We start from the raw sequence: 26,021 nt of genomic DNA, 5'->3' as shown, positions 1-26,021 counted from the left end.
AGCGAACGATTCGCTCCTTTTATGATTTTTCTATTTTTTGCAACGCTTTTTGCGGGATTGACTCTTTCGTTATTTCAGCCCATCCTTTTCCTTGCATACCTTTTGCATAAATTTTTATAAAAGCACCTGCATGCAATTCACGATTTACCATTCTTTTAATAATTTGTTGCTTTCCGTCCTCTGTATACCCTTTAAATGTATACAAATATTCACCGTCTTTTTTCTCACCTTTATCTACAACCGCATAATAATCTTGTATTTCTTTATTTGAAAAGAAGTTGTCTACAAAAGCATGTACACCTTCTGTTTTTGTGTTTAAATAATATGCTGTTCCCCCTAAAATGATGGCGAATACAGCTAAAACTTTAATTACCAATTTCATACATGCGCCTCCTGTTTGCACTTCTTTCTCACTAGTATTATATCTATACTTGTATTATACGGAAAAGAGCATACTATACTCTATCTAAAAGTCTTACACTTTCCTTACATTATTGTAAGGGATTTTTTCTTAAAGCAAGTTCCCAAGAAAAAATTTTTCCGTTTCATACACTTTTATATTATTATTGAATGATACGAATTTTTATTACAAAAATCAAAGGAGACAGTTTTCAAATGGCTATCTTGCAAGGTTTAGCACTATTACTTGTTGTACTTTGTCTATTTACACTTTTCAGTTACCGTGCGCCTTACGGAATGAAGGCGATGGGCGCTTTAGCTAATGCAGCAATCGCAAGTTTTCTTATTGAAGCATTTCACCGTTATATAGGTGGAGAAATGTTTCATAATGACTTTTTACAATCAGTAGGAGAAGCTTCTGGTAGTATGAGCGGTGTCGCAGCAGCGATTTTAGTCGCATTAGCAATCGGTGTTTCCCCCGTATACGCTGTTTTAATTGGTATCGCTACTAGTGGATTCGGTATTTTACCAGGATTTTTCGCCGGATACGTTTGTGCCTTCGTCGTGAAATTTCTCGAAAAGAAATTACCGGCTGGTGTGGAATTTTTAGCAATCCTATTTATCGCTGCACCAATCTCACGTGGAATGGCAATGCTTATGGATCCGCTCGTTAACGCAACACTTGGTAAAATCGGTTCTATGATATCAGTTGCAACTACAGAAAGTCCTATCATTATGGGTATTATGCTTGGTGGATTAATAACAGTTATTTCTACCTCTCCACTGAGTTCTATGGCACTAACTGCAATGCTTGGATTAACAGGTTTACCAATGGCAATTGGTAGTCTTGCCGTAGCAGCCTCAGCCCCGATGAACTTTATTTTCTTTAAGCGACTAAAAATTTGCTCAAAGAAAGACACAATCGCTGTAGCAATCGAGCCTTTAACACAAGCAGATGTTGTTTCAGCAAATCCAATTCCAATTTATGCAACAAACTTCGTTGGCGGTGCACTTGCCGGTATTATTACATCGCTATTCCAGCTTGTTAATAATGCACCAGGAACAGCATCACCAATTCCAGGTCTTCTTGTCCTATTCGGATTTAATGACGTTATAAAAGTAACGATTGCTGCTGTACTATGTGGAATCGTTACCACTATTGTCGGATACATCGGGTCTATTGTGTTCCGTAAATATCCGATCCGCTCTGCTGATGAAATTCGTGGAGTTACTTCGGAAGAGAAGGTTGCATAAGAAAAAGAGCTATTCCCATCGTTTGAGAATAGCTTTTTTTGTGTTGCGTAACGGTAAATGAAATTATATCGGCGATTTTTTTAATATATCGACTTACCGACACATAACGACAAAATAAGAGCCCTCTAATCATATAGAGGGCTCTTACTTTATCTAGCTACGCCTCTCTAAACAGTCGGCTTCACTTTTATTTTATCTAGCTGCAGCGGCTAGAATGATCGGTGGCTTCGCTTCTTCCTTCGAGGCAAAAAGCGCCTCTACGTCTGAAGCTCCATCCCCCTCACATTCTAAGCGAGCCGCTTCCGCTTTTATTTTACCCAACCGAGCAGCATTTCCCGCACGAATTTGCTTGCTGCGACTGGTGTTTGATCACTATGGTCGTAGACTGGGGCTACTTCTACTAAGTCTGCTCCAACTACATTTATATTTGAATTTGCAATTGCTACGATGGAATCTAATAATTCTTTAGATGTGATACCACCAGCTTCTAACGTTCCTGTTCCTGGAGCGTGAGCTGGGTCTAATACATCAATGTCGATTGTGACATAGACTGGGCGTCCAGCAAGTTTCGGTAATACTTCTTTTAACGGTTCTAATACGTCAAATTTATATAAGTTCATACCTACTTCTTTCGCCCATTCAAATTCTTCCTTCATTCCAGAACGAATTCCGAAAGAATATACGTTTTCCGGACCAATTAAATCACACACTTTACGAATTGGTGTAGAGTGGGATAAAGGCTCCCCTTCATACGATTCACGTAAATCAGTATGAGCATCCATGTGGATGATTGCTAAATCCGGATATTTTTTTGCCATTGCCTTAAAAATTGGCCAAGACACTAGGTGCTCACCGCCGAGACCTAGTGGAAACTTATCGGCATCTAAAAGTTTTGATACATACTCTTCAATCATGTCTAAGCTGCGTTGTGCGTTTCCGAATGGTAATGGGATATCACCCGCATCAAAATATTTTACCTCTTCTAATTCACGATCTAAATACGGACTATATTCTTCAAGACCGATTGATACTTCACGAATACGTGCAGGGCCAAAACGAGATCCTGGACGGTAACTTACTGTCCAATCCATAGGCATCCCATAAATAACTACCTTTGACTCTTCAAAACTTGGATGACTTTTAATAAATACTTTACCTGAATAAGCTTCATCAAAACGCATATTCTTTTCCTCCTTATGTGGAACTTAAGGTATCCCAACCTTTCACTATTTCTCAAATTTGGAGCGAATTGCTCCTCTTTCTCGATTTACCGGGTCTTCTTTTTAACAACAAGAAGACGATTTTCTCTACAGAAGTGTAAGTAGCTAGCATGTTCAAGTCTTCTGGACAAACACCTTAAATGAGCTACTCACACTTTATTTGTTCAAGCTCGATTTTCTTACTTAATTAAATCGCCAACAAATTTCGGTAATGCGAATGCTGCGTTGTGTAATTCTTTTGTGTAGTATTTCGTTTCGATTTCGTGGAAACGCTCTTCACTTACTTCTAATGGATCATGTTTTTTAGATCCAATTGTGAACGTCCAAAGACCACTTGGGTATGTTGGAATATTAGCTGTGTATAAACGAGTAATTGGGAAAATTTCTTTTACATCTTTAAACACAGTCGTAATTAACTCTGGTGTGAACCAAGGGTTGTCCGTTTGTGCAACGAAAATACCATCTTCTTTTAACGCTTTTGAAATTCCAGCATAGAAGCCTTTTGTAAATAGGTTTACTGCTGGTCCTACTGGCTCAGTAGAATCTACCATAATTACATCGTATTCATTTTCGCTTTCTGCGATATGTAGGAAACCGTCTCCTACTTTTACTTCTACACGCTCATTATCTAATGCGCCTGCAATTGATGGTAAGTATTGTTTAGAGTACTCAATTACTTTTCCATCGATTTCAACAAGAGTTGCTTTCTTTACACTTGGGTGTTTTAACACTTCACGAATAACACCACCATCACCGCCACCAACAACTAATACGTTTTCAGGGTTTGGATGTGTAAATAAAGGTACGTGCGCTACCATTTCATGATAAACGAACTCATCTTTTTCTGTTGTCATAACCATGCCATCTAAAATAAGCATGTTTCCGAACTCTTCCGTTTCAACCATATCAAGTTTTTGGAATTCTGTTTGCTCCGTATGTAATGTGCGGTTAATACGCGCCGTAATCCCAAAATGTTTTGTTTGTTTTTCAGTGAACCATAGTTCCATCGTACAATCACGCCTTTCAATGCAAATTTATAATAGGGACATCATTAATGTCCCCTAACAAAAATAAAACAAAACATCCAAAATGTATAGTTAAAAGTACAAAAATACCGAAAATATATTTTAGTCAGAGGGTTCTAACATATATGTATAAAGAAAACCCTTTCTTAAGAAAGGGCTTTTGTCTCTATTTCTACTGGTTTACGAATTGGAATTAGGATCATAATACAACCAACTAACACCACAATTCCACCTACTAAAAACGGACTTTGTGGTGAAACAGTATGACCGATAATTCCTGATAAAATCGGAGCAATTGCGCCCCCTAACCAACGAACAAAGTTATAAACACCTGACGTAACAGATCTTTCATAAGGTGAAATATCCATTACATAACTTGTATATAATGCATTGTTTAAGCCAGATGCTAATCCTGATAAAACGATAAGAGTAATTTGTAACCACATAATTTTCACAAAGAATAGTGCAATTAAGAAAATCGCAAATACAAGTAAACTACCCTTCAATAATGTTTTTGGTTCATATTTCCCTTCTAGCTTATGTGCTAAAATTGCAGAACCGTAAGCTAACGCTAATCCCCATCCGCAAAATACAAAGCCTAATTGAATAGCTGATAAATGCATAATAAGTGGTGAATATGCTAACACAACGAAAAATCCGTAGTAGTATAACATTCCTGAAATCGCACCTTGCATAAACGGTTTATACTTCACCAGGTTAAGTAATTCTCCTACGCCAGCAGCCTTACGCTTCACTTTTCGCTCCGGTTCTTTTACAAAAAAGAATACTAAAATAAATGCTAAGAAAATTAAAATACTCGTCGCGAAAAATGGATAACGCCAAGAATGTCCACCTAATATTCCACCCAATAACGGCCCCCCAGCCATACCTAAGCCGATCGCTGCTTCGTATAATCCTACTGCTTCATGAACTTCTTTACTTAATGCTATTAACAGCGTCATTGCTGTAGCAAAAAACATCGCATTTCCTAATCCCCATCCAGCACGGAAAAGAGATAATTGAGCAATCGTTTGCGATATACCACATATAAACGCAAATACAGTCACAATCGCAAGACCGATTGTCATCATCCGTTTATCACCAAATCTTGATGCAAATATACCAGCTGGTAACATCATGATTGCCATCGTTAAAATATAAGCAGTAAATAACATTTCAACTTGCCAATGCGTTGCACCAATTTTCTCTGCAATAATCGGCAAAATTGGGTCGACTACTCCTATACCCGAAAAGGCCAGGAAGGTAGCCACCACTGTAATCAATCTCCCTAGTTTTTGTTTGCTCTCCATTTTGATTACTCTCCTTTTGTGCTCTCTAAAAATGTTACTGCACGATGTAAACTATCTTCAAGTTCTGCCTTTACACGTTGCATTTGCTCCATTTTTTCGTCTAACGTTTGCACTTGTTTTTCAAGCATATCTTTAATTTCTTGAATCACTTCACGATCACGAGGGTTCTCGCTATTTCTTCTTTGCTCCATTCTTTCTTTTAGTGATAAGAAATGCTGCATTTCTTGAAGTGTGATTCCTAGCACTTCTTTCGCTTCTACAATTCTTTTAATTCTGGCAATATCCTCATCCGTATACAGACGAATATTCCCCTCACTACGTTCTGGGGGATGAATTAAACCAATTTCCTCATAATAACGAAGTGTACGTTTTGTTAAACCGACTTGCTTTGTTACTTCATCAATTTTATACATGTTTATTCCTCCCTTCACTTGATTATTACATTTTACGTTAACGTTAACTTTTCTGCAACTGTTAGACTTTTGTAAATGTTTATCATATTCAATTGTATTTTCCCTAAAGCAGTTTCATAATGAAAGAAAAGAGATAATAAGGAGAATTTCACATGAGTAAACCACTTATTTTCGCTCACCGCGGAGTAAAAGGTACACATCCCGAAAATACGATGATTGCCTTCCAAGAAGCAGAACGCATTGGCGCTCACGGAATTGAACTCGATGTCCACTTATCAAAAGATGGTGAACTTGTCGTAATTCACGATGAAACCGTCGATCGTACAACAAATGGCGTTGGACTTGTTTCGGAAAAAACGGTAGAGGAACTACAATCATTGGACGCTGGTAGCTATAAAGACCCTTCTTTCCATGAAGCAAAAATCCCAACGTTGCGTGAGATTTTCATTTGGCTTTCCACAACGAACTTACAACTAAATATTGAATTAAAGACAGATGTTATTCATTACCCAAATATTGAGGAAAAAGCTGTTGCACTTGTGCGCGAATATCATCTTTCTAATCAAATTGTATTTTCATCATTTAACCATGACTCTGTTTCATTATTAGCAGAAATTGCTCCTGAAATCCCAAGAGCAATTTTATATGATACAACGATTGCTGATCCAATTGCCGAAGCAAAACAGAGAAAAGCAAGTGGATTACATCCAAACTTCCAGCTATTAACGAAAGAATTTGTGCAATTAGCACAAGAGCAAGGATATGTTTTCCGTCCATATACAATTAACGAATACAAAGATTTACAAACTATGATTGATTATGGTGTAGATGTCATCATTACCGATTGGCCAGCACGTGCCTTTGAGCTCCTTTCTTAATGGAAGGAGCTTTTTATTTTCGAAATTTCATTGTTTAAAATAAATGAAAACCCTCAATACTAATACAATAACGCTTGTATTAATGAGGGGCTGAAAAAAGATGGATCAAACTATGAATCCAAAACTTAAAAAATATAAACGTCTTTTCTTCACCGCAATGTTTTCTTGCGTCCTTTTCTTCGTTTTTTCTTTTTTTGTTATTATTATAGTTGCAAAAATTATGGGACCTCCTCCTGTTGCGGTCCCACAAACAAGCGTCTTTTACGCAAACGATGATACTGTTATTGGACAAAGTAATGAAATTCAAAAACGTTACAATGTCTCTCTTAATGAAATTTCACCTTATGTAAAAGAAGCGACCCTTTCTATTGAAGATCAAAGATTTTATAAACATCACGGCTTCGATGTGAAACGGATTGCAGGTGCAATTGTTGCTGATTTAAAAGCGATGGCAAAGGTACAAGGAGCTAGTACAATTACACAACAATACGCGCGTAATCTGTATTTAGATCATGATAAAACGTGGAAACGGAAATTATTAGAGGCAATGTACACTGCCCGCCTTGAAGTAAACTATAATAAAAATCATATTTTAGAAGGATATTTAAATACAATTTATTACGGACATGGCGCTTATGGAATCGAAGCTGCGTCCCGTCTATATTTCGATAAAACAGCAAAAGATTTAACATTAGCAGAAGCTAGTATGCTCGCAGGTATCCCGAAAGGGCCAAGTGTCTATTCTCCCTTTTTGAAAGAGGATCGTGCTAAAGGACGACAAGCTCTCATATTAGATGAAATGGTCGAACAAGGATATATTACGAAGCAACAAGCAGCCTTAGCGAAGAAAGAGCCACTAACTTTTGCCTCATTAGATACGAAAAAAGTAGCAGAGGTCGCACCATATTTCCAAGATGCTGTACAAGCTTCGCTTCTTCGTGATGTTGGATTAGACGAACAAGCTTTACAACGGGGTGGCTTGCGAATTTATACAACGCTAGACCCTAAACTACAAGCTGTAGCAGAGCAAGCTGTAAAAGATCATATACCTGACACAACAAACATACAAACTGCTCTCGTCTCTATGAATCCAACGACAGGTGAAGTGGCTGCTCTTGTTGGCGGAACTGATTATACTACGAGTCAATTTAACAGGGCTACACAAGCCGTTCGTCAGCCTGGTTCTACATTTAAGCCATTTCTATATTATGCAGCATTAGAACGAGGATTCACGCCTGCTACGCGCTTAAAAAGCGAATATACTGTATTTACTTTAGGTGACGGCGTTTCAAAGTATAAACCAAAAAACTATAAAGATTATTATGCAGATGATTTTGTAACGATGGCACAAGCTCTCGCAGTCTCTGATAACATATATGCTGTAAAAACGAATTTATTTTTAGGAGATGACGCACTCGCAAAAACAGCAAAACAATTTGGAATTACAAGTGCATTAAAAGATGTGCCTTCTCTAGCTCTCGGCACATCACCCGTAAAACCAATTGAAATGGTTAACGCTTATAGCATGTTCGCAAACGGTGGAAAAGAAGTAAAACCTACTTTCATTCGCCGCATTATGGATCATGAAGGAAATATATTATACGATGCTCATTTAGAGAGTAAACAAGTTCTCGACAAGAGCAAAGCGTTTGTAATGGAAGAAATGATGACCGGTATGTTTAATAAGAAACTAAGCAGTTATGCTGCTGTAACTGGCCAATCGATGTTATCAAAATTATCAAGAACATATGCCGGAAAATCTGGTTCTACTGAAACGGATAGTTGGATGATCGGATTTACTCCGCAAATCGTAACAGGTGTATGGGTCGGATATGATCAACCTAAATCTATTTCAAACGTAGCAGAACAAGGATATGCGAAGAAAATATGGACTGATACGATGGAGAAAGGCTTAGATGGACAGCCCAAAAAAGAATTTAAACAACCAGGTGACGTCGTAGCGGTTAATATCAACCCAGAGAACGGTAAAATTGCTACAAAAAATTGTCCTATTTCTGTGAAAATGTATTTCGCTAAAGGTACCGAACCGACTGAATATTGTATGGATCACGTCGATGATAAAGAAGAATTTGAAAAAACGACTGAAGAAAAGAAAAAAACAAGTTGGTGGAAAAAATATCTTCCTTGGTAAAAAAAAATAGCTGACGGGCATCCGTCAGCTATTTTTTATTCACTTAATAATGCAAGGCGCAATTCTTCACTAGATTCGTTCCAAATCGCTTCATTATGTTCTTTCAAGAACGTACCAAGTACTTTTTTAGATGATTCATCCATATGGTCAACCATAATGTGACGCTTCATTGATTTATCCATTTTGTTTACGTGTTCTGGAAGTGATTTATATCCGCGACGAATTTCACGGTCTACTGTCATTTCACAAGCTGTTACACCTGCGTAATAAGCACCAGTTGCAGTTCTTTCAATCGTTACCCAAACAAGCCAAAATGGTTTTCCGTTTGGAACTTCATCTTTATTTGTTAAAAACTTAATACCTTTTTCTACTGTACTACGCGCATGCATCGCACCGATATCAACGAATGCAGTTTTCTCTAGTACATCAACAAATACAGGTGAAATGTTTTCTAGGCTTAATGCCCCAACACCAAATCCACCATGTCCATCTGTTGAATCATTTTTCACGATATTAAAACCGATTTTTTTCTTTTTCTCTGTCATATGTAAAATCCTCCTCACTTAAAAATTATAACAGGCCAAAAATAGGCGCAATGATACTTTGTAAAAACATTAATACATGCGGAATAACTACCTGGAAAATAGGTTGAATTGTGTAATTACTAAGCGGTGTAATAACGAGAATTAATAACGCAATCGCTCCATATTTTTCATACTGTGTCATTTTCGCGCGAATATTTGCTGGTGCTAAATCTTCCACTACACGATACCCATCAAGTGGCGGGATCGGTAATAAATTAAATACAAGTAAAACAATATTTAACATAATAAAGAGCTCAAAAAACTTTCCTAATGTTTCAGCTACTGCAACTGGAACTGCATCTAACACTCCAAATACTGCTAAGCTATACAAAATAATTAAACCAATTGCACTTAAAATTAAGTTACTAATCGGCCCTGCAATTGAAACTAATATGCCTGCAAGACGCGGTCTTTTAAAGTTATATGGGTTAACAGGAACCGGTCTTGCCCAACCGAATCCAAGAATTAATACTGCAATCAAACCGATAGGGTCTAAATGAGCCATCGGTGATAGCGTTAAACGCCCTTGTCTCTTTGCTGTATCGTCCCCAAATTTATATGCAACATATGCATGTGCAAATTCATGAACGGATAATGCAATAATAATCGCCATTGCTACCAACGGAATTTCGTGCAATGGATATCTAAATAACTGATCCATACTTCATCTCCTCTTCCATATGTCAAAAAAAGAAATTATTTGTTTTTTCGATTGTTCTTCCCCATAATCCGCTATAATAAGAGTGTAACTTACATAAAAGGAGCGATTGTACATGCCATACGTAACAGTGAAAATGCTAGAAGGACGCACAGAAGAACAAAAGAAAGCTCTTGCTGAGAAAGTAACAGCAGCAGTAAGCGAAACAACTGGTGCTCCTGAAGAAAACATCGTTGTTTTCATCGAAGAAATGTCTAAGAATCATTATGCAGTTGGCGGAAAACGCTTAAGCGACAAATAATTTCAAGTTTTTCATAAGAAGCAGCCACTAGCTGCTTCTTATTTCTTTCCTTCTAACAACTCAATAATTCTCTCTTTATATTTTCCTTTTCTTCCATCTTCATAGATTAAATCATGTGGATAGAATAGCTTTTGGTCCGTTCTTTTCTTACCTGTAATCGCCTCAACAATATCCGATTCACGTGAAAGCTCTCTAAGCTCTCCGTTTGGCATAAGAAGTAGGATTGGCAAACGCTCTTCTTCTTCTCCTGCACGATAAAAGTCATACGGTAAGTCTGATGTTGAATCAACTACTAAATAATACTCCGGATCAAGTCCAATCTTTTTAAATAAACTACTTAATTCCATCCAATTATCTAAACCGTGTTTATCTGTAAACTCTACATATTTAAATAGGTTTCGATTCATAAAACGGCGGCATAGATCGCTTAAAATTGGATCTTCTTCTTCCTGCCATACTTGGAAGTAGTAATACATAACGTTCTCGTCTAACTTTAAATAATCCTCTACTGTTACTTCTTCTTCAAATAAAGAATAGAAATGAACAGGATGATTTTTAAATGTATAATACTTCTCGTGCAATGATTTAGCACGGTGTAAAATCTTCGTTAAAATAACTTCTGCACTTCGCGTTACCGGATGGAAATATACTTGCCAATACATTTGATAACGACTCATAATGTAATGCTCAACAGCATGCATACCACTATTTTTAATGACTACTTGATCCCCATACGGGCGCATTACACGCAGTATACGTTCCATATCGAAGTTTCCATACTTTACGCCTGTAAAATAAGCATCTCTTAATAAATAATCCATACGATCCGCATCAATTTGGCTCGAAATCATACTAATTGCTAATTTATTAGTAGACGTTTTTGCAATTACATCTGCTACCTTTTGTGGAAACTCCTTATCAACACGACTTAATACATCATTAATCTCCGTATTGCCAACAATAATCTTTTGCGTAAATTTCTCATGATCTAATGAAAATACTTTTTCAAACGAGTGAGAAAATGGGCCGTGACCGACATCATGAAGTAATGCCGCACATAAACATAACAATCTATCTTCAGCATTCCAATTTGGTCTGCCATCAAACACATCATCAATCATACGACGAATAATTTCGTATACACCTAACGAATGAGTAAAGCGACTATGCTCTGCACCGTGAAATGTAAAAAATGTCGTTCCAAGCTGCTTAATACGGCGCAAGCGTTGAAATTCTTTCGTTCCGATTAAATCCCAAATAACACGATCACGCACGTGCACATATTTATGTACTGGGTCTTTAAACACTTTTGTTTCGCTGAGTTTGTCGTTTAAATATACCACTTTCCGACATCCCCCTTTCTTTACTACATTCTTACTTTATATTATAAACGAAATGAGAAACAGAAAGAAATGAAAGACTGTATTAATTACCTTTATAAAAAGAAAAAATCACCTTTACCGAAGTAAAAGTGATTTCCTTTATACATTATTTACCTAAAACGAATTCAGCAACTTCGTCTAAGATCATATCTTTCCCTAATGGGAAGTAACCTTTGTTTAAGTCTTCATTTTTAATTGTGAATACGTGGTTGTTTTTAACAGCGTTCATGTTTTTCCAAATTGATTCTTCTTGGAATTCTTTTAAGCGCTGAGAACCGTCACCAGTTGTAAATACGAATAAGTAATCTGGGTTGTAATCGATTAAAGCTTCTTTTTGTACTTGTACTAGTGGTTTATCAGTTGGTGTACCTTTAACTGCTGGTAGTTTTAAATCATTAAAGATTACGCTACCGTAACCGTAGTCACCGTATACGCGGAAAGCATTTGGATACGCAGCCATTTTCATGAATGTTGCTTCACCAGTTTTAGCGACGATTTTGTCATGTAATTTGCTTGCTTTTTCATCATACTTTTTGAACCATTCTTTTGTTTCTTTTTCTTTACCGAAGATTTGACCTACTTCTTCGAATTTTGGACGCCATTGATCTAATGGAGTGTTTAACATAACTGTTGGTGCAATTTTAGATAATTGATCATAAATCTTTTCTTGACGATTATTTACAAGAATTAAATCTGGTTTTGCAGCAGCTACTGCTTCGATGTTAATTTTATCGCCCCAAGCAGAACCAACTGGTTTAACGTCTTTTAGTTTCTTTTCAATATGTGCATCAATTTTTTCTTGAGATGTATTAGCAGTAATAACCGGTTTCATACCGAAAATTAATAATTCTTCTGTTGAACCACTAAGGTCAGCAATTTTCTTTGGGTTTGCAGGAATTTTAATTTCCCCTTTTGCATGTTTTACAGTGCGCTCTTCAGTCTTTGCATCTGCTTTCTTTTCTTCTTCTTTGTTAGAACAAGCAGCAAATAGTACAGAAGTCACAACTAATACCATTGCTAATAGTGCCATTTTAAAATTCTTCATGTTCCCACTCCTTCTAGCTGTATTTATCTTATAAGTTGCAATGAACTATAAGAAACGAAGATAACAATTAATCAATATATTTTTATTAATTGTTGTTAATACCCCATTCTAACGGGCGTTCAACTTCCCATTCTTATATAAGAAGCTCAACGTCCATTAGAAGTCCCCCCTCTTCACGAGGGGGTTCTACTTAAGCTTTTTTACGCAATTGATTACTAATCATCGCTAAATCATATGTTAAGCAAATTGGCTTACAGTTTACTGGACATGGAACGATTTGAGCTTCAATCTCAAATACGTTACGAAGTGTTTCACTTGTCATAACTTCATCTGGTGTTCCTTGTTTCATTAACTTACCTGCTTTTAATGCAATCATATGATCTGAGAAACGAGAAGCGTGGTTTAAGTCATGGATAACCATAACAATCGTTCTACCTTCTTCTTCATTTAACTTTTTCAATAAGTTTAATACTTCTAATTGATGAGCCATATCTAAGTACGTTGTTGGTTCATCCAATACAAGTAATTCTGTTCCTTGTGCAAGAGCCATTGCAATCCAAACACGTTGACGTTGACCACCAGATAGCGCTTCTGCTGGACGATTCGCAAATTCTTTCATTCCTGTCACTTCAAGTGCCCAGTTAATGTAGCGATAATCCTCTTCTTTCAACGTGCCAAACCCTTTTTGATGAGGGAATCTTCCGTATGACACAAGCTCAAATACAGTAAGACCCGTTGGTACTTCTGCAGTTTGTGGTAAAATCGCCATTTTCTTTGCAATTTCTTTCGTTGGCTGTTTCTCAATTGCTTTTCCGTCAAGATAAACAGTACCTTGTTTTGCCTTCAAAATACGAGACGCCGTTTTTAATAATGTGGACTTCCCACAACCATTTGGCCCAATAATTGTTGTAATTTTCCCTTCCGGAATTTCAACTGTTAATCCATCAATAATTAAACCTTCATTATAGCCAACAGATACCGCATCAACCGCTAAAGTTGCCATACGAAAAGCCTCCCTTTATTTTGTCCTCATAAGTAAATAAATGAAATACGGTGCACCAATTACAGAAATAACAAGACCGACTGGTATTTCTGAAGTTGTTAGTACACTTCTTGAAATTACGTCTGCGAATAAAAGTAAAAACGTTCCTATTAGCGCAGCTGTGGGCAACATGATTTGATGTTTGCCACCAACAAGGCGCCTTGCTAAATGCGGGGCCATTAAACCGATAAAGCCAATTCCACCGGCAACAGCAACAGATGCACCCGCTAAACAAACTGCAATAAATAATAATTTACGTCTTTCTTTTTCTACATTTACACCAAGGCCAACTGCTGTAGAATCGCCTAGGTTCATTACATTTAATATGTGTGCTTTACTTATAGCAAGCGGTAAGAAAATAACCATCCATGGAAGTACACTTAATACGAATTTCCAATCTGTACCCCACAGACTTCCCGCCAGCCAAATCGTAGCAAAACGAAAATCGTTAGATGTCATCTTCATAGAGAAAATTAAACTAACAGCTCCAAATCCAGCTGCAACGGCAATACCGACTAGTATTAATCGAGTCGATGAAACGCCGTCTTTCCATGCTAATAAATAAATAATTACCGCTGCTAATATCGCTCCAACTAGTGCGAAAAATGGAAGAATGAATACAGATAAAAATGTACCAGTCCCTACTTTCCCGAAGAAGAAGTAGACGAATATAACAACTGTTAATCCCGCTCCAGCATTAATCCCTATAATACCTGGATCAGCAAGTGGATTTCGTGATAAACCTTGCAAAATCGCACCTGACATAGCTAAAGCAGATCCGACTAGTATAGCAATTACCATACGCGGCATACGGAATTCAAATAAAATAACAGACTGATCTTCAGCCCCTAGTCCAACCAATGACTTTAATACGTCCATTGGGGGTATTTTAAAAGTTCCTGTATTTAAACTAATAAGAAATATAGAAACGATTAGTCCTACTAAAATCGTTAATATAGAAATGTTCTTTTTTGTTAAGACACTCGTCCTCACATCTTTCCTCTCCCTTCATTACGTGCTAAGTAGAGGAAGAATGGAACCCCAATTAGCGCTGTAATTGCTCCAATTGGCGTTTCAAATGGCGGGTTAATAACGCGAGATAACATATCTGCACATTCAATTAACAGCCCGCCTAAGACCGCAGAACATGGAATAACCCATCTATAGTCCGAGCCTACAAGGAAACGAGTCATATGCGGGATTACAAGACCAACAAACCCTACTGATCCTGCCATGGAAACTGCGGAACCCGTTAAAACAAGAACAAGTACTGTTCCGATAAATTTAATTAATGTCGTATTTTGACCAAGTCCAATTGCAATTTCTTCACCGAAGCTCAAAATTGTAATATATCTCGACATCATAATTGCGATAAAAAGACAAACAAGGCCAATTGGCACTAACATATTAATACTTTGCCATTTCACTCCAGCAACTCCGCCTGCATTCCACATGCTCACCTCTTGGGCAAGATTAAAATACAATGCGATTCCAGATGAAATTGCCCCTAATAAAGCACTAATAGCTGCACCTGCTAAAGCTAATTTCACAGGTGTTAATCCACCTGGTGAAGAAGACCCAATTCCATATACAATGCTTGCACCAAACGCAGCTCCAATAAAAGATGCGATAACAAACATTAAATAAGGTGAATTAGGGAAAAATGCATACATAATTGCAATTCCAAATACAGCCCCATCTGTAATTCCCATTAACGACGGTGAAGCAAGTGGATTTCGCGTCATGCCTTGCATAATTGCTCCTGATACCGCTAAAAAGGCACCTGCAACTACGCCCCCTATTGCTCTAGGCATGCGAAGCTCTTGAATTACGTTATGATGTGTAATAGATCCATCAAACTGAAATACAGCTTGCCATACAGTCTTTAAACTAATATCTGCAGCCCCAAAAGAAATAGAAACTGCCATGCTTAAAGCTAACAAAACTGTACCCGCTACTAAAATAATAGAAGCGATGAGCGGTCTGCTCTTAATCTCTTTAACATTCTCTTCTTGCTGTTCTATACTGCTTGCGCTCGCTTCCATCCCTCAACCATCCTAACCAACAACATATATTTATTAAAATGAAATTTATTCTCAAATAGCAATAAAAAAATTAGGTGAATTGTTATTTTCCTGATAATGATTCTCAGAATCAGACACTTCTATTCTACCTATCGCTTTAAAAGACTGTCAACCATTATTTTGAAATATAAATTTATATAAATTGGAACTTTAATACAAAAGTTATATCCATCCTTTAGAAAACGTTCGTCCACACAAGAGTACTTTCGCAGAATAAATCTTTCCTCTTATGGGCATAAAAAAAGAAGAGTAATCTTTTCACTCTTCTTTTTCTTACTTATTTAACTTTGCTTCAATTTTTACGATTAACTCATCTTCTGTTGGAGCCGCAACTGGACGGTTATTTACAAATGCGAATGATTTTTTACGACCAGGACCACAGTAAGACTGACATCCAACTTCAATCGTTGCACATGAATCTACTTTTTTTAACTTCGGAACTAACGTTTTAACGTTCGTTGCCTGACAGTCATCGCACACGCGAAATTCGTTTCCCATTATATAACACTTCCTCTATTTTAAACTTTTCTCAAGTTCGTTTAAAAATAAACACTAAATGGTATTTTACCGCTCTTTGAAGCTCGTTGCAAGTTTCCCTACAAAGCCTATTCTCTACATAATGCTACATATTTATATGCTCTCCTACAGAAGCGCTCACCATTCATGGGAAAATTTTTACCTTTCATCGAAATCTACCATATTTTTAAAAGCTTTGTATAAAAGTTTATTTTTTTGCCCATTATAAAAATAGGAAGTTCATAAAAAGAAAGGGAGTTGAATCTATGAAAGTAAGACAAGATGCTTGGACAGATGAGGATGATTTATTACTTGCTGAAACGGTACTTCGTCATGTTCGAGAAGGAAGTACGCAATTAAATGCATTTGAGGAAGTAGGAGATCAGTTAAATCGTACATCTGCTGCTTGTGGTTTCCGCTGGAATGCTGTCGTTCGCTATAGCTATGAACAAGCTCTTCAACTAGCAAAAAAACATCGTAAAGATAAAATGCGTGCTGCAAGCGGTGAACAAGCGAAAAAACGTTTACTTTATACACCACCAGCTTCAGATTCGATAACTGATTATGAAGAATTAGTACAAGAGGAATCAATCGTACAATATAAAGAAGCTATTCCATATCAAGAATCTACTGCTCCTGCTGCAAGAAGCTCTATGACAATGCAAGATGTTATTTATTTTTTACAAACAGTCGGATCTTCAAATATAAAAGTGACAGCTCTTGAAAACGAGAATACGAGATTGAAACAAGAAATTAAAGCACAAATCCTTCGGAATGAGGAACTAGAAAAGAAACTAGAAAAGTTAGAAAAGCAATCTCATACTGTACAAGAAGATTACGAAACACTTATGAACATTATGAACCGAGCTCGTAAATTGGCAGTCATGGATGACGAAGAACGTTCTCAAACATCTTTCCGAATGGACCGAAACGGTAATTTAGAAAAAATTGCAGAATAAAAAGGATGCATGTAATGCATCCTTTTTATTATTTCACCTTTAAGCTCCCCCTTTATATGTGAGAAAACTCCATTCTTCATTTTTTGCTATAATAGAGATTGTCATTTTAAAGATAAGGGGTTAGTTATATGAGCAATTCCCGTTCCATTTTATCTCAGCCAGAGTGGCGCATTGTAGATCAGTCTAGTTTGGGACCAACATTCCACGCACTTCAGTCATTCGCAATGGATGACACATTATGCACAAGCATTGGAAATGGCAATTCAGCCGCAACAATGCGTTCTTGGGTTCATCACAATACAATTGTCCTTGGCATTCAAGATTCACGCCTTCCGCATTTAGAAGAAGGTATTTCTTTTTTAAAACAACACAACTTCAATGTTATTGTTCGTAATTCTGGCGGGCTTGCAGTCGTGCTTGATGAAGGTGTTTTAAACGTATCACTTTTATTCCAAGAAACAGAAAAAGGTATCGATATTGATCTTGGATACGATACGATGTGGCATTTAATTAAGGAGATGTTAAAGGATTACAACGTTACTATCGAGGCAAAAGAAATTGTTGGCTCTTACTGTCCTGGTAGTTATGACTTAAGTATTCGCAATCAAAAATTCGCTGGTATTTCACAACGTCGTATTCGCGGCGGTGTCGCTGTCCAAATTTATCTCTGTGCTACCGGAAGTGGCTCTGAGCGTGCCGCACTCGTTCGTGATTTCTACAACCTAGCAATTCAAGGAAAAGAAACACGCTTTACGTACCCTGAAATTGTACCAAGTACGATGGCCTCACTCTCAGAATTACTTGGCGAAACCATTACAGTACAAGATTTAATGATGCGTCTTTTAAAAACATTGCAGCAATTCGCTCCAAAGTTAACACCATCTCAATTAACAATAGATGAGATTCCTTTATATGAGACGAATTTACAACGTATTATTGATCGTAATAATAAAGCACTTGGCTTAGAAAAATAAAAATGACCACCCTAAGGGTGGTCATTTTCCATACTAATTCATTTTAGAATTAAAGTGCTTGAGCTGCTGTAATTAAAGCTAACTTGTACACTTCTTCTTCGTTACATCCACGAGACAGGTCATTTACAGGCATGTTTAAACCTTGTAAGATTGGTCCTACTGCTTCGAAGTTACCTAAACGTTGAGCGATTTTGTAGCCGATATTACCAGCTTCTAAGCTTGGGAATACGAATACGTTAGCATCACCTTTAATTGTAGAACCTGGAGCTTTTTTCTCCGCTACAGATGGTACGAATGCAGCATCGAATTGGAATTCTCCATCTAAAGTTAACTCAGGAGCCATTTCTTTTGCAATGCGAGTTGCTTCTACAACTTTTTCTGTTTCTGGAGATTTCGCAGAACCTTTTGTAGAGAAGCTTAACATAGCAACACGTGGATCAATGCCGAATAACTCAGCAGTTTTCGCACTTTCGATACCGATTTCAGCTAAATCTTGGCTGTTTGGTGCAATGTTAATTGCGCAATCAGCGAATACATATTTCTCTTCTTCACGTACCATGATGAATACGCCAGAAGTTTTTGTAACGCCTGGTTTTGTTTTAATAATTTGAAGTGCCGGACGAACTGTATCAGCTGTAGAGTGAGCTGCACCACTTACTAAACCGTGTGCTTTGCCCATGTATACAAGCATTGTACCGAAGTAGTTTTCGTCTTTAAGGATTTTGCGAGCGTCTTCTTCAGTTGCTTTACCTTTACGGCGTTCAACGAAAGATGCTACCATTGCATCCATTTCTTCGTATGTAGCTGGGTCGTAAATATCAACGCCTGCTAATGTTAAATTCATGCTAGCAGCTTTTGCGCTAATTTCTTCCTTATTACCAACTAAGATTGGTTTTACTAACTCTTCTTTTGCTAAACGCTCTGCAGCGCCTAAAATTCTTTCATCAGTTCCTTCAGGAAGTACGATAGAAATGCCTTTTCCTTGAACTTTTTCTTTTACTGTTGTAAATAAGTTGCTCACGAATAAACCCTCCTACATATGTTAAAAAACTCTATCTTTAAGAATACTGCTTTTCTTCTATATTTTAAACTTATAGCTCCCAAAAAATAGATAAAATAAAAATGATTATATTTTCATAAAATTCAGCCGTTAAATTCACCTCGCTTAAACACTTAAATGTGACAATTTTATGCGCCAAGGTTTTATATAGATGATTTTAAAACTATATATGCTATAGTTAACGTGTAAAACTATCATTAACTGAGGTGAATAGAATGAGTGAAGCAACAACAACGTTAGATGGCTGGTATTGTTTACATGATTTACGTTCTATTGATTGGGCTGCATGGAAAACATTATCTAGCGACGAACGCGGACAAGCAGTGTCTGAATTTTTAAATGTCGTTGAAAAATGGAACGAAGTAGCTACTGCGAAAAAAGGTAGTCACGCAATGTATACAGTTGTTGGTCAAAAAGCTGATATTATGCTTATGATTTTACGTCCAACAATGGAAGAGTTAAATGAAATTGAGACAGAATTGAATAAAACAACATTAGCTGAATATATGGTTCCTGCATATTCTTACGTATCTGTTGTTGAACTAAGCAACTACCTTCCAGCTGATGAGGATCCATATCAAAATCCACAAATTTTAGCTCGCTTATATCCTGAATTACCGAAAGCAAATCATATTTGCTTCTATCCAATGGATAAGCGTCGCCAAGGTGATGACAACTGGTACATGCTTCCTATGGAAGAGCGTAAAAAAATGATGTACAGTCACAGCAAGATTGGTCGCCAATACGCAGGGAAAGTACGCCAAGTTATTTCAGGATCTGTTGGATTCGATGATTTCGAGTGGGGCGTAACATTATTCGCTGACGATGTTCTTCAATTTAAGAAACTTATATATGAAATGCGATTTGATGAAGTAAGTGCTCGTTATGGTGAATTCGGAACATTCTTCGTTGGAAACATCTTACCAGACGAAAAAGTAGAGAAATTTTTACACATATAATATTGAAAAAGGGACGAAATTCGTTCCTTTTTTTATTTCCCTCTATATTTCTCCTCAAAAAACTCCTTTTTCCCGCAAATTCGAACAAAAACCGACAAATTCCTTACAAAATTGTAACTTTTCTATATCCAAATTCATGCTAAAATGGTACGAGCTATATGCTAATAACGATGCGAAGGTGATAATTTATATGAAGAAAATCTTGTCTATTTTACTAGCGCTTCTATTGTCAATTTCTTCCTTAGAAGTAACAACATCCCATGCGGAAGAAAAAATACAAATAGAAGCTGCTGCTGCACTTCTATTTGATGCAGATACAGGGAAAATACTGCATGAACAAAACCCAGACGAACTGCTAGCTATTGCTAGTATGTCAAAATTAATTGTTGTTTACGCTGTTTTAGAAGCAATTAAAGAAGGGAAAATTACTTGGGATACGAAAGTAAATATTTCCGATTACGCTTATGAAGTCTCACGTAATAATGAATTCTCTAACGTACCGTTCGAAAAAGGACGTCAATATACTGTAAAAGAATTATATCATTCTATTGTTATCTTCTCTGCAAACGGGTCTAGTATTGCTTTAGCAGAGCTACTTGCAGAAAGTGAGAAAAACTTCTTAAATCTTGCAAATGAACATGCAAAAAAACTAGGGTTAAAGAAATATAAATTTGTAAACGCTACTGGTTTAAATAACGCTGACTTAAAAGGGAAACATCCCGAGGGTACTGATCCAAATGCAGAAAACTCTATGTCAGCTCGCGATATGGGTATACTTTCAAAAGTAATGATTACAAAGTATCCAGAAATGCTAGAGGATACAAAACAAAGATTTAGAAACTTCCCAGACAATCATCCAAAACCAATTCGTATGGAAAACTGGAACTGGATGTTACCAGGAGCTGCCTTCGCTTATGAAGGTACTGATGGTTTAAAAACAGGAAGTTCTGATACAGCTGGATATGGATTTACTATTACTGCGAAACGCGGTGATTTACGTCTTATCTCGGTTATTATTAAAACGAAATCAATGGACGAGCGCTTCACAGAATCTCGTGAATTAATCGAATATGGATTTAATAACTTCGAAAAACAAAAGCTCAAGGTTGATAAAAATAACACAATCTCTGTAGTAAAAGGGAAAGAAGATCAAGTAACGGTTGCACCTGAAAAAGAAATAACAGTAATTGCGAAAAAAGGTAGCAAAGATCCTTATAAAATTGGGACTGAATTAGATAAATCTCTTGCTGAAGATGGACATTTAGTTGCTCCTGTTAAGAAAGATGCTAAAGTAGGCTCAATTACTTTAGAATCAACTGATAAATATGGTTTCTTAGACGGTAGTAAAAGTATGAAAGTTACTGCAAAAACAACAGAGGAAGTTGAAAAAGCAAATTGGTTTGTGCTAACAATGCGCTCTATTGGAGATTTCTTCTCAAACTTATGGTCTAAAGTATTTTAATGATGAAAAGCTAGCTCACGCTAGCTTTTTTTATTTTCCTCTCTCAATGTAAAACTTCGTTTGGTTGTCATATCTGAGTCCTTTTTCTCATACGTATGAACTAGTAATTGTTCCACACTTCATCTAGAAATAAACCTCTTTCCAAAAGGTATTACAAAAAGAGAGGTGACACATAATGGGTGTTATTGCTTATAACGAAGCAGATGTAAAGTTGTTAGCTAGACTGATGCGTGCTGAAGCCGAAGGAGAAGGGCAACAAGGAATGTTAATGGTCGGAAACGTTGGGGTAAATCGTGTCCGCGGAAATTGTTTAGACTTTAAAAGTATTCGTAATTTACGTCAAATGGTGTATCAAAATCCTGGTGGTTTTGAGGCAACACAAAAAGGATATTTTTATCAAAGAGCCCGTGAACAAGATATCGCCTTAGCAAGGCGAACTATTCAAGGACAACGTTTTTGGCCCGCTAACTTTGCCTTATGGTTCTTTAGACCTGAAGGTCCTTGTCCACCAACTTGGTATAACCAACAAAACTCTGGTCGCTTCAAAAAGCACTGCTTCTTCCAACCATCTGGTGAAGACTGTCCTAGCGTATATTAAGAGATGAAAATGAGGAGGGATTTTTGAATGGCACAGCAACAAAATCCGTACTATGGAACAGGTTTTTATCAACCATCTGGAACTTATGTCCAACCACAACAAATGACTCAACAACAACAGCAAGCAATGCAACAACAAACAGCTCAAGCTGCGCAAGCTCAATATGCAATTTCTCAAGGCATGTTACCTCTAGAGCAATCCTATATTGAAAATATCCTTCGTTTAAACAAAGGTAAGCAAGCTACAGTTGTAATGACTTATGAACGTGGCAGTTCCCTTGGTACACAATCTTATACAGGTATTATTGAAGCAGCCGGCCGTGACCATATCGTTATTAGTGAACCGCAATCAGGAAAACGCTATTTACTATTAATGATCTACTTAGATTACGTAGAATTTCCAGAAGAAATTACGTATTTACCTAGTCAACAAGCAACTTATACTCCAAGACCATAAAAAAAGCTGGCAAATGCCAGCTTTTGTTTTTTATAATCCTTTTACAACTGCAGTCCCTACTAGAATCCACGCCACAATAAACGCTACACCACCAAGAGGTGTAATTGGGCCAAAGAACTTAATGCCTGTCGTACTTAATGCATACAAACTACCTGAGAACATAATAATCCCAGCTACCATTAGCCAACCAGCAGTAGTTAAAAGTGATGATTGAACCTTATCCATCAATAAAGCAACTACGAATAATCCACCTGCATGAAACATCTGATATGTAACGCCTGTTTTCCAAACTTCTAACATTTTCGCAGAAATTTTATTTTCTAAACCGTGTGCTCCAAAGGCCCCTAACGCAACAGATAGCCCCGCTGCAATACAACCTAGTAAAAAGAAAATTTTCATCTTAATTCCCCTTTTTTACCTTTATCATAAGCAATTTTTTCATATAAGCCAAACGATTTAATTCTTAAAAATCAAATAAAGAATTACCATTTGCACCTTCTTCTTTTATATACACAGGTTCTCCAGAAACTGGTATAACTGGTTGAACTGTTGTTATAGGCTGTGATCCAATTACTTGCGATTGAATTTGCGGCTCCCTATACGTAGAAGATTCAACCTGTTCATCTAATAGTAAATCGCATAAAGCACGCACAACTAATAAATGTTCTTTTGACTTTTGTCCTTCGCTACTTTTTGCCTTCGCAATTTCATTCGCCATTTTATTTAAAATCTTGTCACTAGATATTTGCATTCCTTATCACCTCGTACTTTGTAATTCTTTCTCAAATTGTCCCAGTTTCTCTACTGAACCAAATACTATTATCATATCATGTTCTTGTAATTTTTCCTGCCCTGTTGGATTATGTATAATATTACCATTTCTTGAAATCGCTAATATCGTTACATCAAACTGATTCCTTACATTACTCTCTAGTAACGATTTACCGACTAGTATTGAATCTTTGCCAACTAGAATTTCTTCAATGACAAATGACTGTTCTACTCCATACAACACTGTATCAATATAATGAACGGTTAATGGATTTGCAATACCTTTTGCTATATGAATACCTGCCATACTAGATGGATTAATAACCTTATTTGCACCAGCACGCCTTAATTTCTCTTCAGTTTCTGGCTTTTCAGATCTCGCCACAATTTTAATCGTATCGTTTAATCCTCTTGCTGTTAATGTAATAAATACATTTTCGGCATCATTTGCAACAATAGCAACTAAACCAGCTGCTTTTAAAATTCCGGCATTATGTAATACTTGATCTTCCGTTGCATCTCCATGTACAAATAAAAGCTTTTCCTGCTCCAATATACTTTCATCTTTATCAACAACGACAAATGGAATGTTCTTTTCTTGCAATTCATGTACAACTTGAAGCCCCACTCTACCGCAACCACATACTATAATATGATTTTTCAACTGCGCTATTTGTTTATCCATCTTCTTCCTCCGTACTGCATGAAATAAATTCCCTTCAATAATCATAGCTGCCACTACCCCAATTGCATACGTAACAATACCTACACCAACAGGAATAATAAGGAGCGCAAATACTTTCCCTGCTTGCGTTACAGGAACGGCATCTCCGTATCCAACAGTCAATACAGTAATCATCGTCATCCAAAATGCTTGAAACAAACTAATCTCTTCAATTGTCATAAATCCTATCGTTCCTAGAATTACAACAAAAGTCATACATATAACTGCTATCCATAATTGCTTACGTGCATTCATACCGTGTTTCAACTCTTTTCTCTATCTACAATCTTTGCCAGTGGAAATAAAATACGTATATACTAGATACGGAATCTATGAAAGAGGTTGATATAATGAAGACATTTCTTTCCGCCTTACAATGGGCACTATTTATTTTAGCTGGAAGCCTTATTGTACCAATTAGTGTCGCAACTAGTTATGGTCTTGATGGCGCTGAAGCCATTGCATTCGTACAAAGAACATTATTTGTTCTAGGCTTTGCTGGTCTCTTGCAAGCTATATTTGGGCATAAACTTCCTATTCAAGAAGGTCCTGCTGGCCTTTGGTGGGGAATTTTCTCCCTTTACGCAAGTTTAGGCGTCGTATTATTTGGATCAAGCAATGAGACACTTAAAGTTCTTCAATATGCTTTCTTATTAAGCGGTATTATTTGTATTATTCTTAGCGTTTTTGGACTTATTGATAAACTCGTTCGCTATTTTACACCGACAGTCATTGGAACGTATTTATTTCTTCTTGTCGCGCAACTCAGTGGCTCCTTCTTAAAGGGAATGTTTGGCCTTGATGGAAAACATACAGAAGTACAACCTAACGTATTTATTCTTTCACTCATTGTTATTTTACTATCCTTTTTCATCATGAAGCTACCTATTATTGGACAATATTCCGTTCTTTTCAGTATCATATGCGGCTGGATATTATTCGCATGCTTCGGATTATCTAATCCAATAACACCAGTGACAGACATAATCCGTTTTCCGTCCTTATTTGTTTTCGGCATGCCTCGTGTTGAATGGAACATGGTAATTACGGTCATATTTGTTACACTCTTACTTCTAACAAATATGTTAGCAAGTATTCGCGTTGTACAAAAGGTTGTCTCTAAATATGAAGAAAATGCTGCATCAGATCGTTTTAAACAAGCCGGCATTATAACAGGAATCAACCAATTGCTAGGCGGCCTGTTTTCAGCTATTGGACCTGTCGCTATTTCTGGATCAGCAGGTTTTATTGCAACGACTAATATTTATAAACGTCTCCCTTTTATATTAGGGTCAAGCTTTATTATTGTCGTTAGTATATTCCCAAAGATTACTTCATTCTTTGCAGCGATCCCTGTTGCAGTTGGTTATGCCGCTATTTATCCTGTATTCGCAAGCATGATTGGCCTCGCCTTTCGAGAATACGAAACTGTCCAGGATAAAGAACAATTATTTAAAGTAGCCGGTCTTTCAATCTTCACAGGAGTCGGAGTTATGTTTGTTCCAGCAGGAGCATATTCCACACTTCCACCATTTCTAGCATCGTTTTTAAGTAACGGTCTCGTTCTTGGATCTGTAATGGCCATTTTGCTAGAAATACTATTTTCTCGTTCCACAGCAAAACAAATATCGTAAATTGGAAAACTTCCATCATTGCACTCTACCTTTAGAGTTGTTACGATAAAATCAAACTTGGATCATTGGGGTTTTATCCATCCCCAATGATTATTAACCGATATTATGAGCAACACACTCATAATGATTTATCTACTTCTTTTCAAAGAGGTTTGATGTCT

At 36.9% G+C, this 26,021-nt stretch carries 28 protein-coding genes; 11 read left to right on the top strand and 17 right to left on the bottom strand.

The annotated features are described in order from the left end of the window. Positions 1–19: 19 nt before the first annotated feature. Positions 20–382, bottom strand: coding sequence for a YxeA family protein (locus CQ064_RS16090; protein WP_000779932.1), 363 nt, complete (start codon positions 380–382; stop codon positions 20–22). A gap of 233 nt (positions 383–615) precedes the next feature. On the opposite strand from CQ064_RS16090, the gene CQ064_RS16085 reads away from it, so the two are divergent. Continuing rightward, a complete protein-coding gene (locus tag CQ064_RS16085; protein ID WP_000996313.1) occupies positions 616–1,653 on the top strand; it encodes a PTS sugar transporter subunit IIC in 1,038 nt (345 codons plus the stop codon). 308 nt (positions 1,654–1,961) lie between these two features. On the opposite strand, the gene speB is transcribed toward CQ064_RS16085, so the two are convergent. The 4 genes from speB to CQ064_RS16060 all read right to left on the bottom strand — a co-directional run bounded on the left by speB (position 1,962) and on the right by CQ064_RS16060 (position 5,621). After that, positions 1,962–2,834 (bottom strand): agmatinase, encoded by an 873-nt coding sequence (speB, locus tag CQ064_RS16075; protein WP_001209831.1) that lies wholly within the window; start codon positions 2,832–2,834, stop codon positions 1,962–1,964. 218 nt (positions 2,835–3,052) lie between these two features. Continuing rightward, positions 3,053–3,880 carry a polyamine aminopropyltransferase gene (gene speE / locus CQ064_RS16070; protein ID WP_000424696.1) on the bottom strand — a complete coding sequence of 276 codons (828 nt, stop codon included), beginning with the start codon at positions 3,878–3,880 and terminating at the stop codon, positions 3,053–3,055. Between the two features lie 164 nt (positions 3,881–4,044). Further along, positions 4,045–5,208, bottom strand: coding sequence for an MFS transporter (locus tag CQ064_RS16065; RefSeq protein ID WP_000444233.1), 1,164 nt, complete (start codon positions 5,206–5,208; stop codon positions 4,045–4,047). 5 nt (positions 5,209–5,213) lie between these two features. After that, positions 5,214–5,621 (bottom strand): MerR family transcriptional regulator, encoded by a 408-nt coding sequence (locus CQ064_RS16060; protein ID WP_000276560.1) that lies wholly within the window; start codon positions 5,619–5,621, stop codon positions 5,214–5,216. 152 nt (positions 5,622–5,773) lie between these two features. On the opposite strand from CQ064_RS16060, the gene CQ064_RS16055 reads away from it, so the two are divergent. Further along, positions 5,774–6,499 carry a glycerophosphodiester phosphodiesterase gene (locus CQ064_RS16055; protein ID WP_000042784.1) on the top strand — a complete coding sequence of 242 codons (726 nt, stop codon included), beginning with the start codon at positions 5,774–5,776 and terminating at the stop codon, positions 6,497–6,499. Between the two features lie 100 nt (positions 6,500–6,599). Beyond that, positions 6,600–8,651 carry a transglycosylase domain-containing protein gene (locus tag CQ064_RS16050; protein WP_000372953.1) on the top strand — a complete coding sequence of 684 codons (2,052 nt, stop codon included), beginning with the start codon at positions 6,600–6,602 and terminating at the stop codon, positions 8,649–8,651. 35 nt (positions 8,652–8,686) lie between these two features. Here the strand turns inward: CQ064_RS16050 and CQ064_RS16045 are convergent, their stop codons facing one another. Together CQ064_RS16045 and CQ064_RS16040 are read right to left on the bottom strand one after the other, a co-directional pair. Beyond that, positions 8,687–9,196: a YwhD family protein gene (locus CQ064_RS16045; protein WP_000136682.1), complete on the bottom strand. Its 510-nt coding sequence runs from the start codon at positions 9,194–9,196 to the stop codon at positions 8,687–8,689. Between the two features lie 25 nt (positions 9,197–9,221). After that, positions 9,222–9,896 carry a site-2 protease family protein gene (locus CQ064_RS16040; RefSeq protein WP_000372443.1) on the bottom strand — a complete coding sequence of 225 codons (675 nt, stop codon included), beginning with the start codon at positions 9,894–9,896 and terminating at the stop codon, positions 9,222–9,224. 112 nt (positions 9,897–10,008) lie between these two features. Between CQ064_RS16040 and CQ064_RS16035 the strand changes: the two genes are divergently transcribed. After that, on the top strand, positions 10,009–10,194 hold the full coding sequence (locus CQ064_RS16035; RefSeq protein WP_001147171.1) for a 2-hydroxymuconate tautomerase: 186 nt from the start codon (positions 10,009–10,011) through the stop codon (positions 10,192–10,194). Positions 10,195–10,232: 38 nt separating this feature from the next. Here the strand turns inward: CQ064_RS16035 and CQ064_RS16030 are convergent, their stop codons facing one another. The 6 genes from CQ064_RS16030 to CQ064_RS16005 all read right to left on the bottom strand — a co-directional run bounded on the left by CQ064_RS16030 (position 10,233) and on the right by CQ064_RS16005 (position 16,245). After that, entirely contained in the window at positions 10,233–11,537 is a 1,305-nt protein-coding gene (locus CQ064_RS16030) for an HD domain-containing protein (RefSeq protein WP_000262741.1), read from the bottom strand. Positions 11,538–11,682: 145 nt separating this feature from the next. Beyond that, on the bottom strand, positions 11,683–12,621 hold the full coding sequence (locus tag CQ064_RS16025) for an ABC transporter substrate-binding protein (RefSeq protein WP_000787724.1): 939 nt from the start codon (positions 12,619–12,621) through the stop codon (positions 11,683–11,685). 190 nt (positions 12,622–12,811) lie between these two features. Then, positions 12,812–13,624 carry an ABC transporter ATP-binding protein gene (locus CQ064_RS16020; protein WP_000212068.1) on the bottom strand — a complete coding sequence of 271 codons (813 nt, stop codon included), beginning with the start codon at positions 13,622–13,624 and terminating at the stop codon, positions 12,812–12,814. 15 nt (positions 13,625–13,639) lie between these two features. Continuing rightward, positions 13,640–14,656 carry a FecCD family ABC transporter permease gene (locus CQ064_RS16015; RefSeq protein ID WP_001260757.1) on the bottom strand — a complete coding sequence of 339 codons (1,017 nt, stop codon included), beginning with the start codon at positions 14,654–14,656 and terminating at the stop codon, positions 13,640–13,642. After that, the gene (locus tag CQ064_RS16010; protein ID WP_000388296.1) at positions 14,653–15,708 is read right to left on the bottom strand and encodes a FecCD family ABC transporter permease; all 1,056 of its coding nucleotides are present in this window, start codon (positions 15,706–15,708) and stop codon (positions 14,653–14,655) included. The genes CQ064_RS16015 and CQ064_RS16010 overlap by 4 nt, the downstream gene beginning before the upstream one ends. A 312-nt stretch (positions 15,709–16,020) precedes the next feature. After that, on the bottom strand, positions 16,021–16,245 hold the full coding sequence (locus CQ064_RS16005) for a YuzB family protein (protein ID WP_000526079.1): 225 nt from the start codon (positions 16,243–16,245) through the stop codon (positions 16,021–16,023). Positions 16,246–16,529: 284 nt separating this feature from the next. On the opposite strand from CQ064_RS16005, the gene CQ064_RS16000 reads away from it, so the two are divergent. Further along, positions 16,530–17,222: an RsfA family transcriptional regulator gene (locus tag CQ064_RS16000; RefSeq protein WP_000868358.1), complete on the top strand. Its 693-nt coding sequence runs from the start codon at positions 16,530–16,532 to the stop codon at positions 17,220–17,222. Between the two features lie 128 nt (positions 17,223–17,350). Beyond that, positions 17,351–18,196, top strand: a complete 846-nt coding sequence (gene lipL, locus CQ064_RS15995; RefSeq protein ID WP_000071953.1) for an octanoyl-[GcvH]:protein N-octanoyltransferase — start codon at positions 17,351–17,353, stop codon at positions 18,194–18,196. Between the two features lie 49 nt (positions 18,197–18,245). Here the strand turns inward: lipL and pta are convergent, their stop codons facing one another. Continuing rightward, positions 18,246–19,217 (bottom strand): phosphate acetyltransferase, encoded by a 972-nt coding sequence (pta, locus tag CQ064_RS15990; RefSeq protein WP_000067215.1) that lies wholly within the window; start codon positions 19,215–19,217, stop codon positions 18,246–18,248. Positions 19,218–19,471: 254 nt separating this feature from the next. On the opposite strand from pta, the gene hemQ reads away from it, so the two are divergent. The 4 genes from hemQ to gerQ all read left to right on the top strand — a co-directional run bounded on the left by hemQ (position 19,472) and on the right by gerQ (position 22,731). Then, a complete protein-coding gene (hemQ, locus tag CQ064_RS15985) occupies positions 19,472–20,215 on the top strand; it encodes a hydrogen peroxide-dependent heme synthase (RefSeq protein ID WP_001287595.1) in 744 nt (247 codons plus the stop codon). Between the two features lie 190 nt (positions 20,216–20,405). Continuing rightward, positions 20,406–21,677: a serine hydrolase gene (locus CQ064_RS15980; protein WP_000722833.1), complete on the top strand. Its 1,272-nt coding sequence runs from the start codon at positions 20,406–20,408 to the stop codon at positions 21,675–21,677. A 175-nt stretch (positions 21,678–21,852) separates the two neighbouring features. Beyond that, positions 21,853–22,275, top strand: coding sequence for a cell wall hydrolase CwlJ (cwlJ, locus tag CQ064_RS15975; RefSeq protein ID WP_000538155.1), 423 nt, complete (start codon positions 21,853–21,855; stop codon positions 22,273–22,275). 27 nt (positions 22,276–22,302) lie between these two features. Then, positions 22,303–22,731, top strand: coding sequence for a spore coat protein GerQ (gene gerQ, locus CQ064_RS15970; RefSeq protein ID WP_000068652.1), 429 nt, complete (start codon positions 22,303–22,305; stop codon positions 22,729–22,731). A gap of 30 nt (positions 22,732–22,761) precedes the next feature. On the opposite strand, the gene CQ064_RS15965 is transcribed toward gerQ, so the two are convergent. From CQ064_RS15965 to CQ064_RS15955, 3 genes are all read right to left on the bottom strand, one after another. Beyond that, on the bottom strand, positions 22,762–23,130 hold the full coding sequence (locus CQ064_RS15965) for a DUF423 domain-containing protein (protein ID WP_000688315.1): 369 nt from the start codon (positions 23,128–23,130) through the stop codon (positions 22,762–22,764). A 64-nt stretch (positions 23,131–23,194) separates the two neighbouring features. Beyond that, positions 23,195–23,482 carry a YwdI family protein gene (locus CQ064_RS15960; protein WP_001167346.1) on the bottom strand — a complete coding sequence of 96 codons (288 nt, stop codon included), beginning with the start codon at positions 23,480–23,482 and terminating at the stop codon, positions 23,195–23,197. Between the two features lie 6 nt (positions 23,483–23,488). After that, entirely contained in the window at positions 23,489–24,481 is a 993-nt protein-coding gene (locus CQ064_RS15955; protein ID WP_000993985.1) for a potassium channel family protein, read from the bottom strand. 95 nt (positions 24,482–24,576) lie between these two features. Between CQ064_RS15955 and CQ064_RS15950 the strand changes: the two genes are divergently transcribed. Further along, entirely contained in the window at positions 24,577–25,860 is a 1,284-nt protein-coding gene (locus tag CQ064_RS15950; RefSeq protein ID WP_000847031.1) for a purine/pyrimidine permease, read from the top strand. Positions 25,861–26,021: the final 161 nt, after the last annotated feature.

This window comes from Bacillus sp. MYb78 (genome assembly GCF_002975115.1).
Classification (GTDB): domain Bacteria; phylum Bacillota; class Bacilli; order Bacillales; family Bacillaceae_G; genus Bacillus_A; species Bacillus_A cereus.
This window is presented reverse-complemented; position numbering and strand designations above follow the sequence as displayed.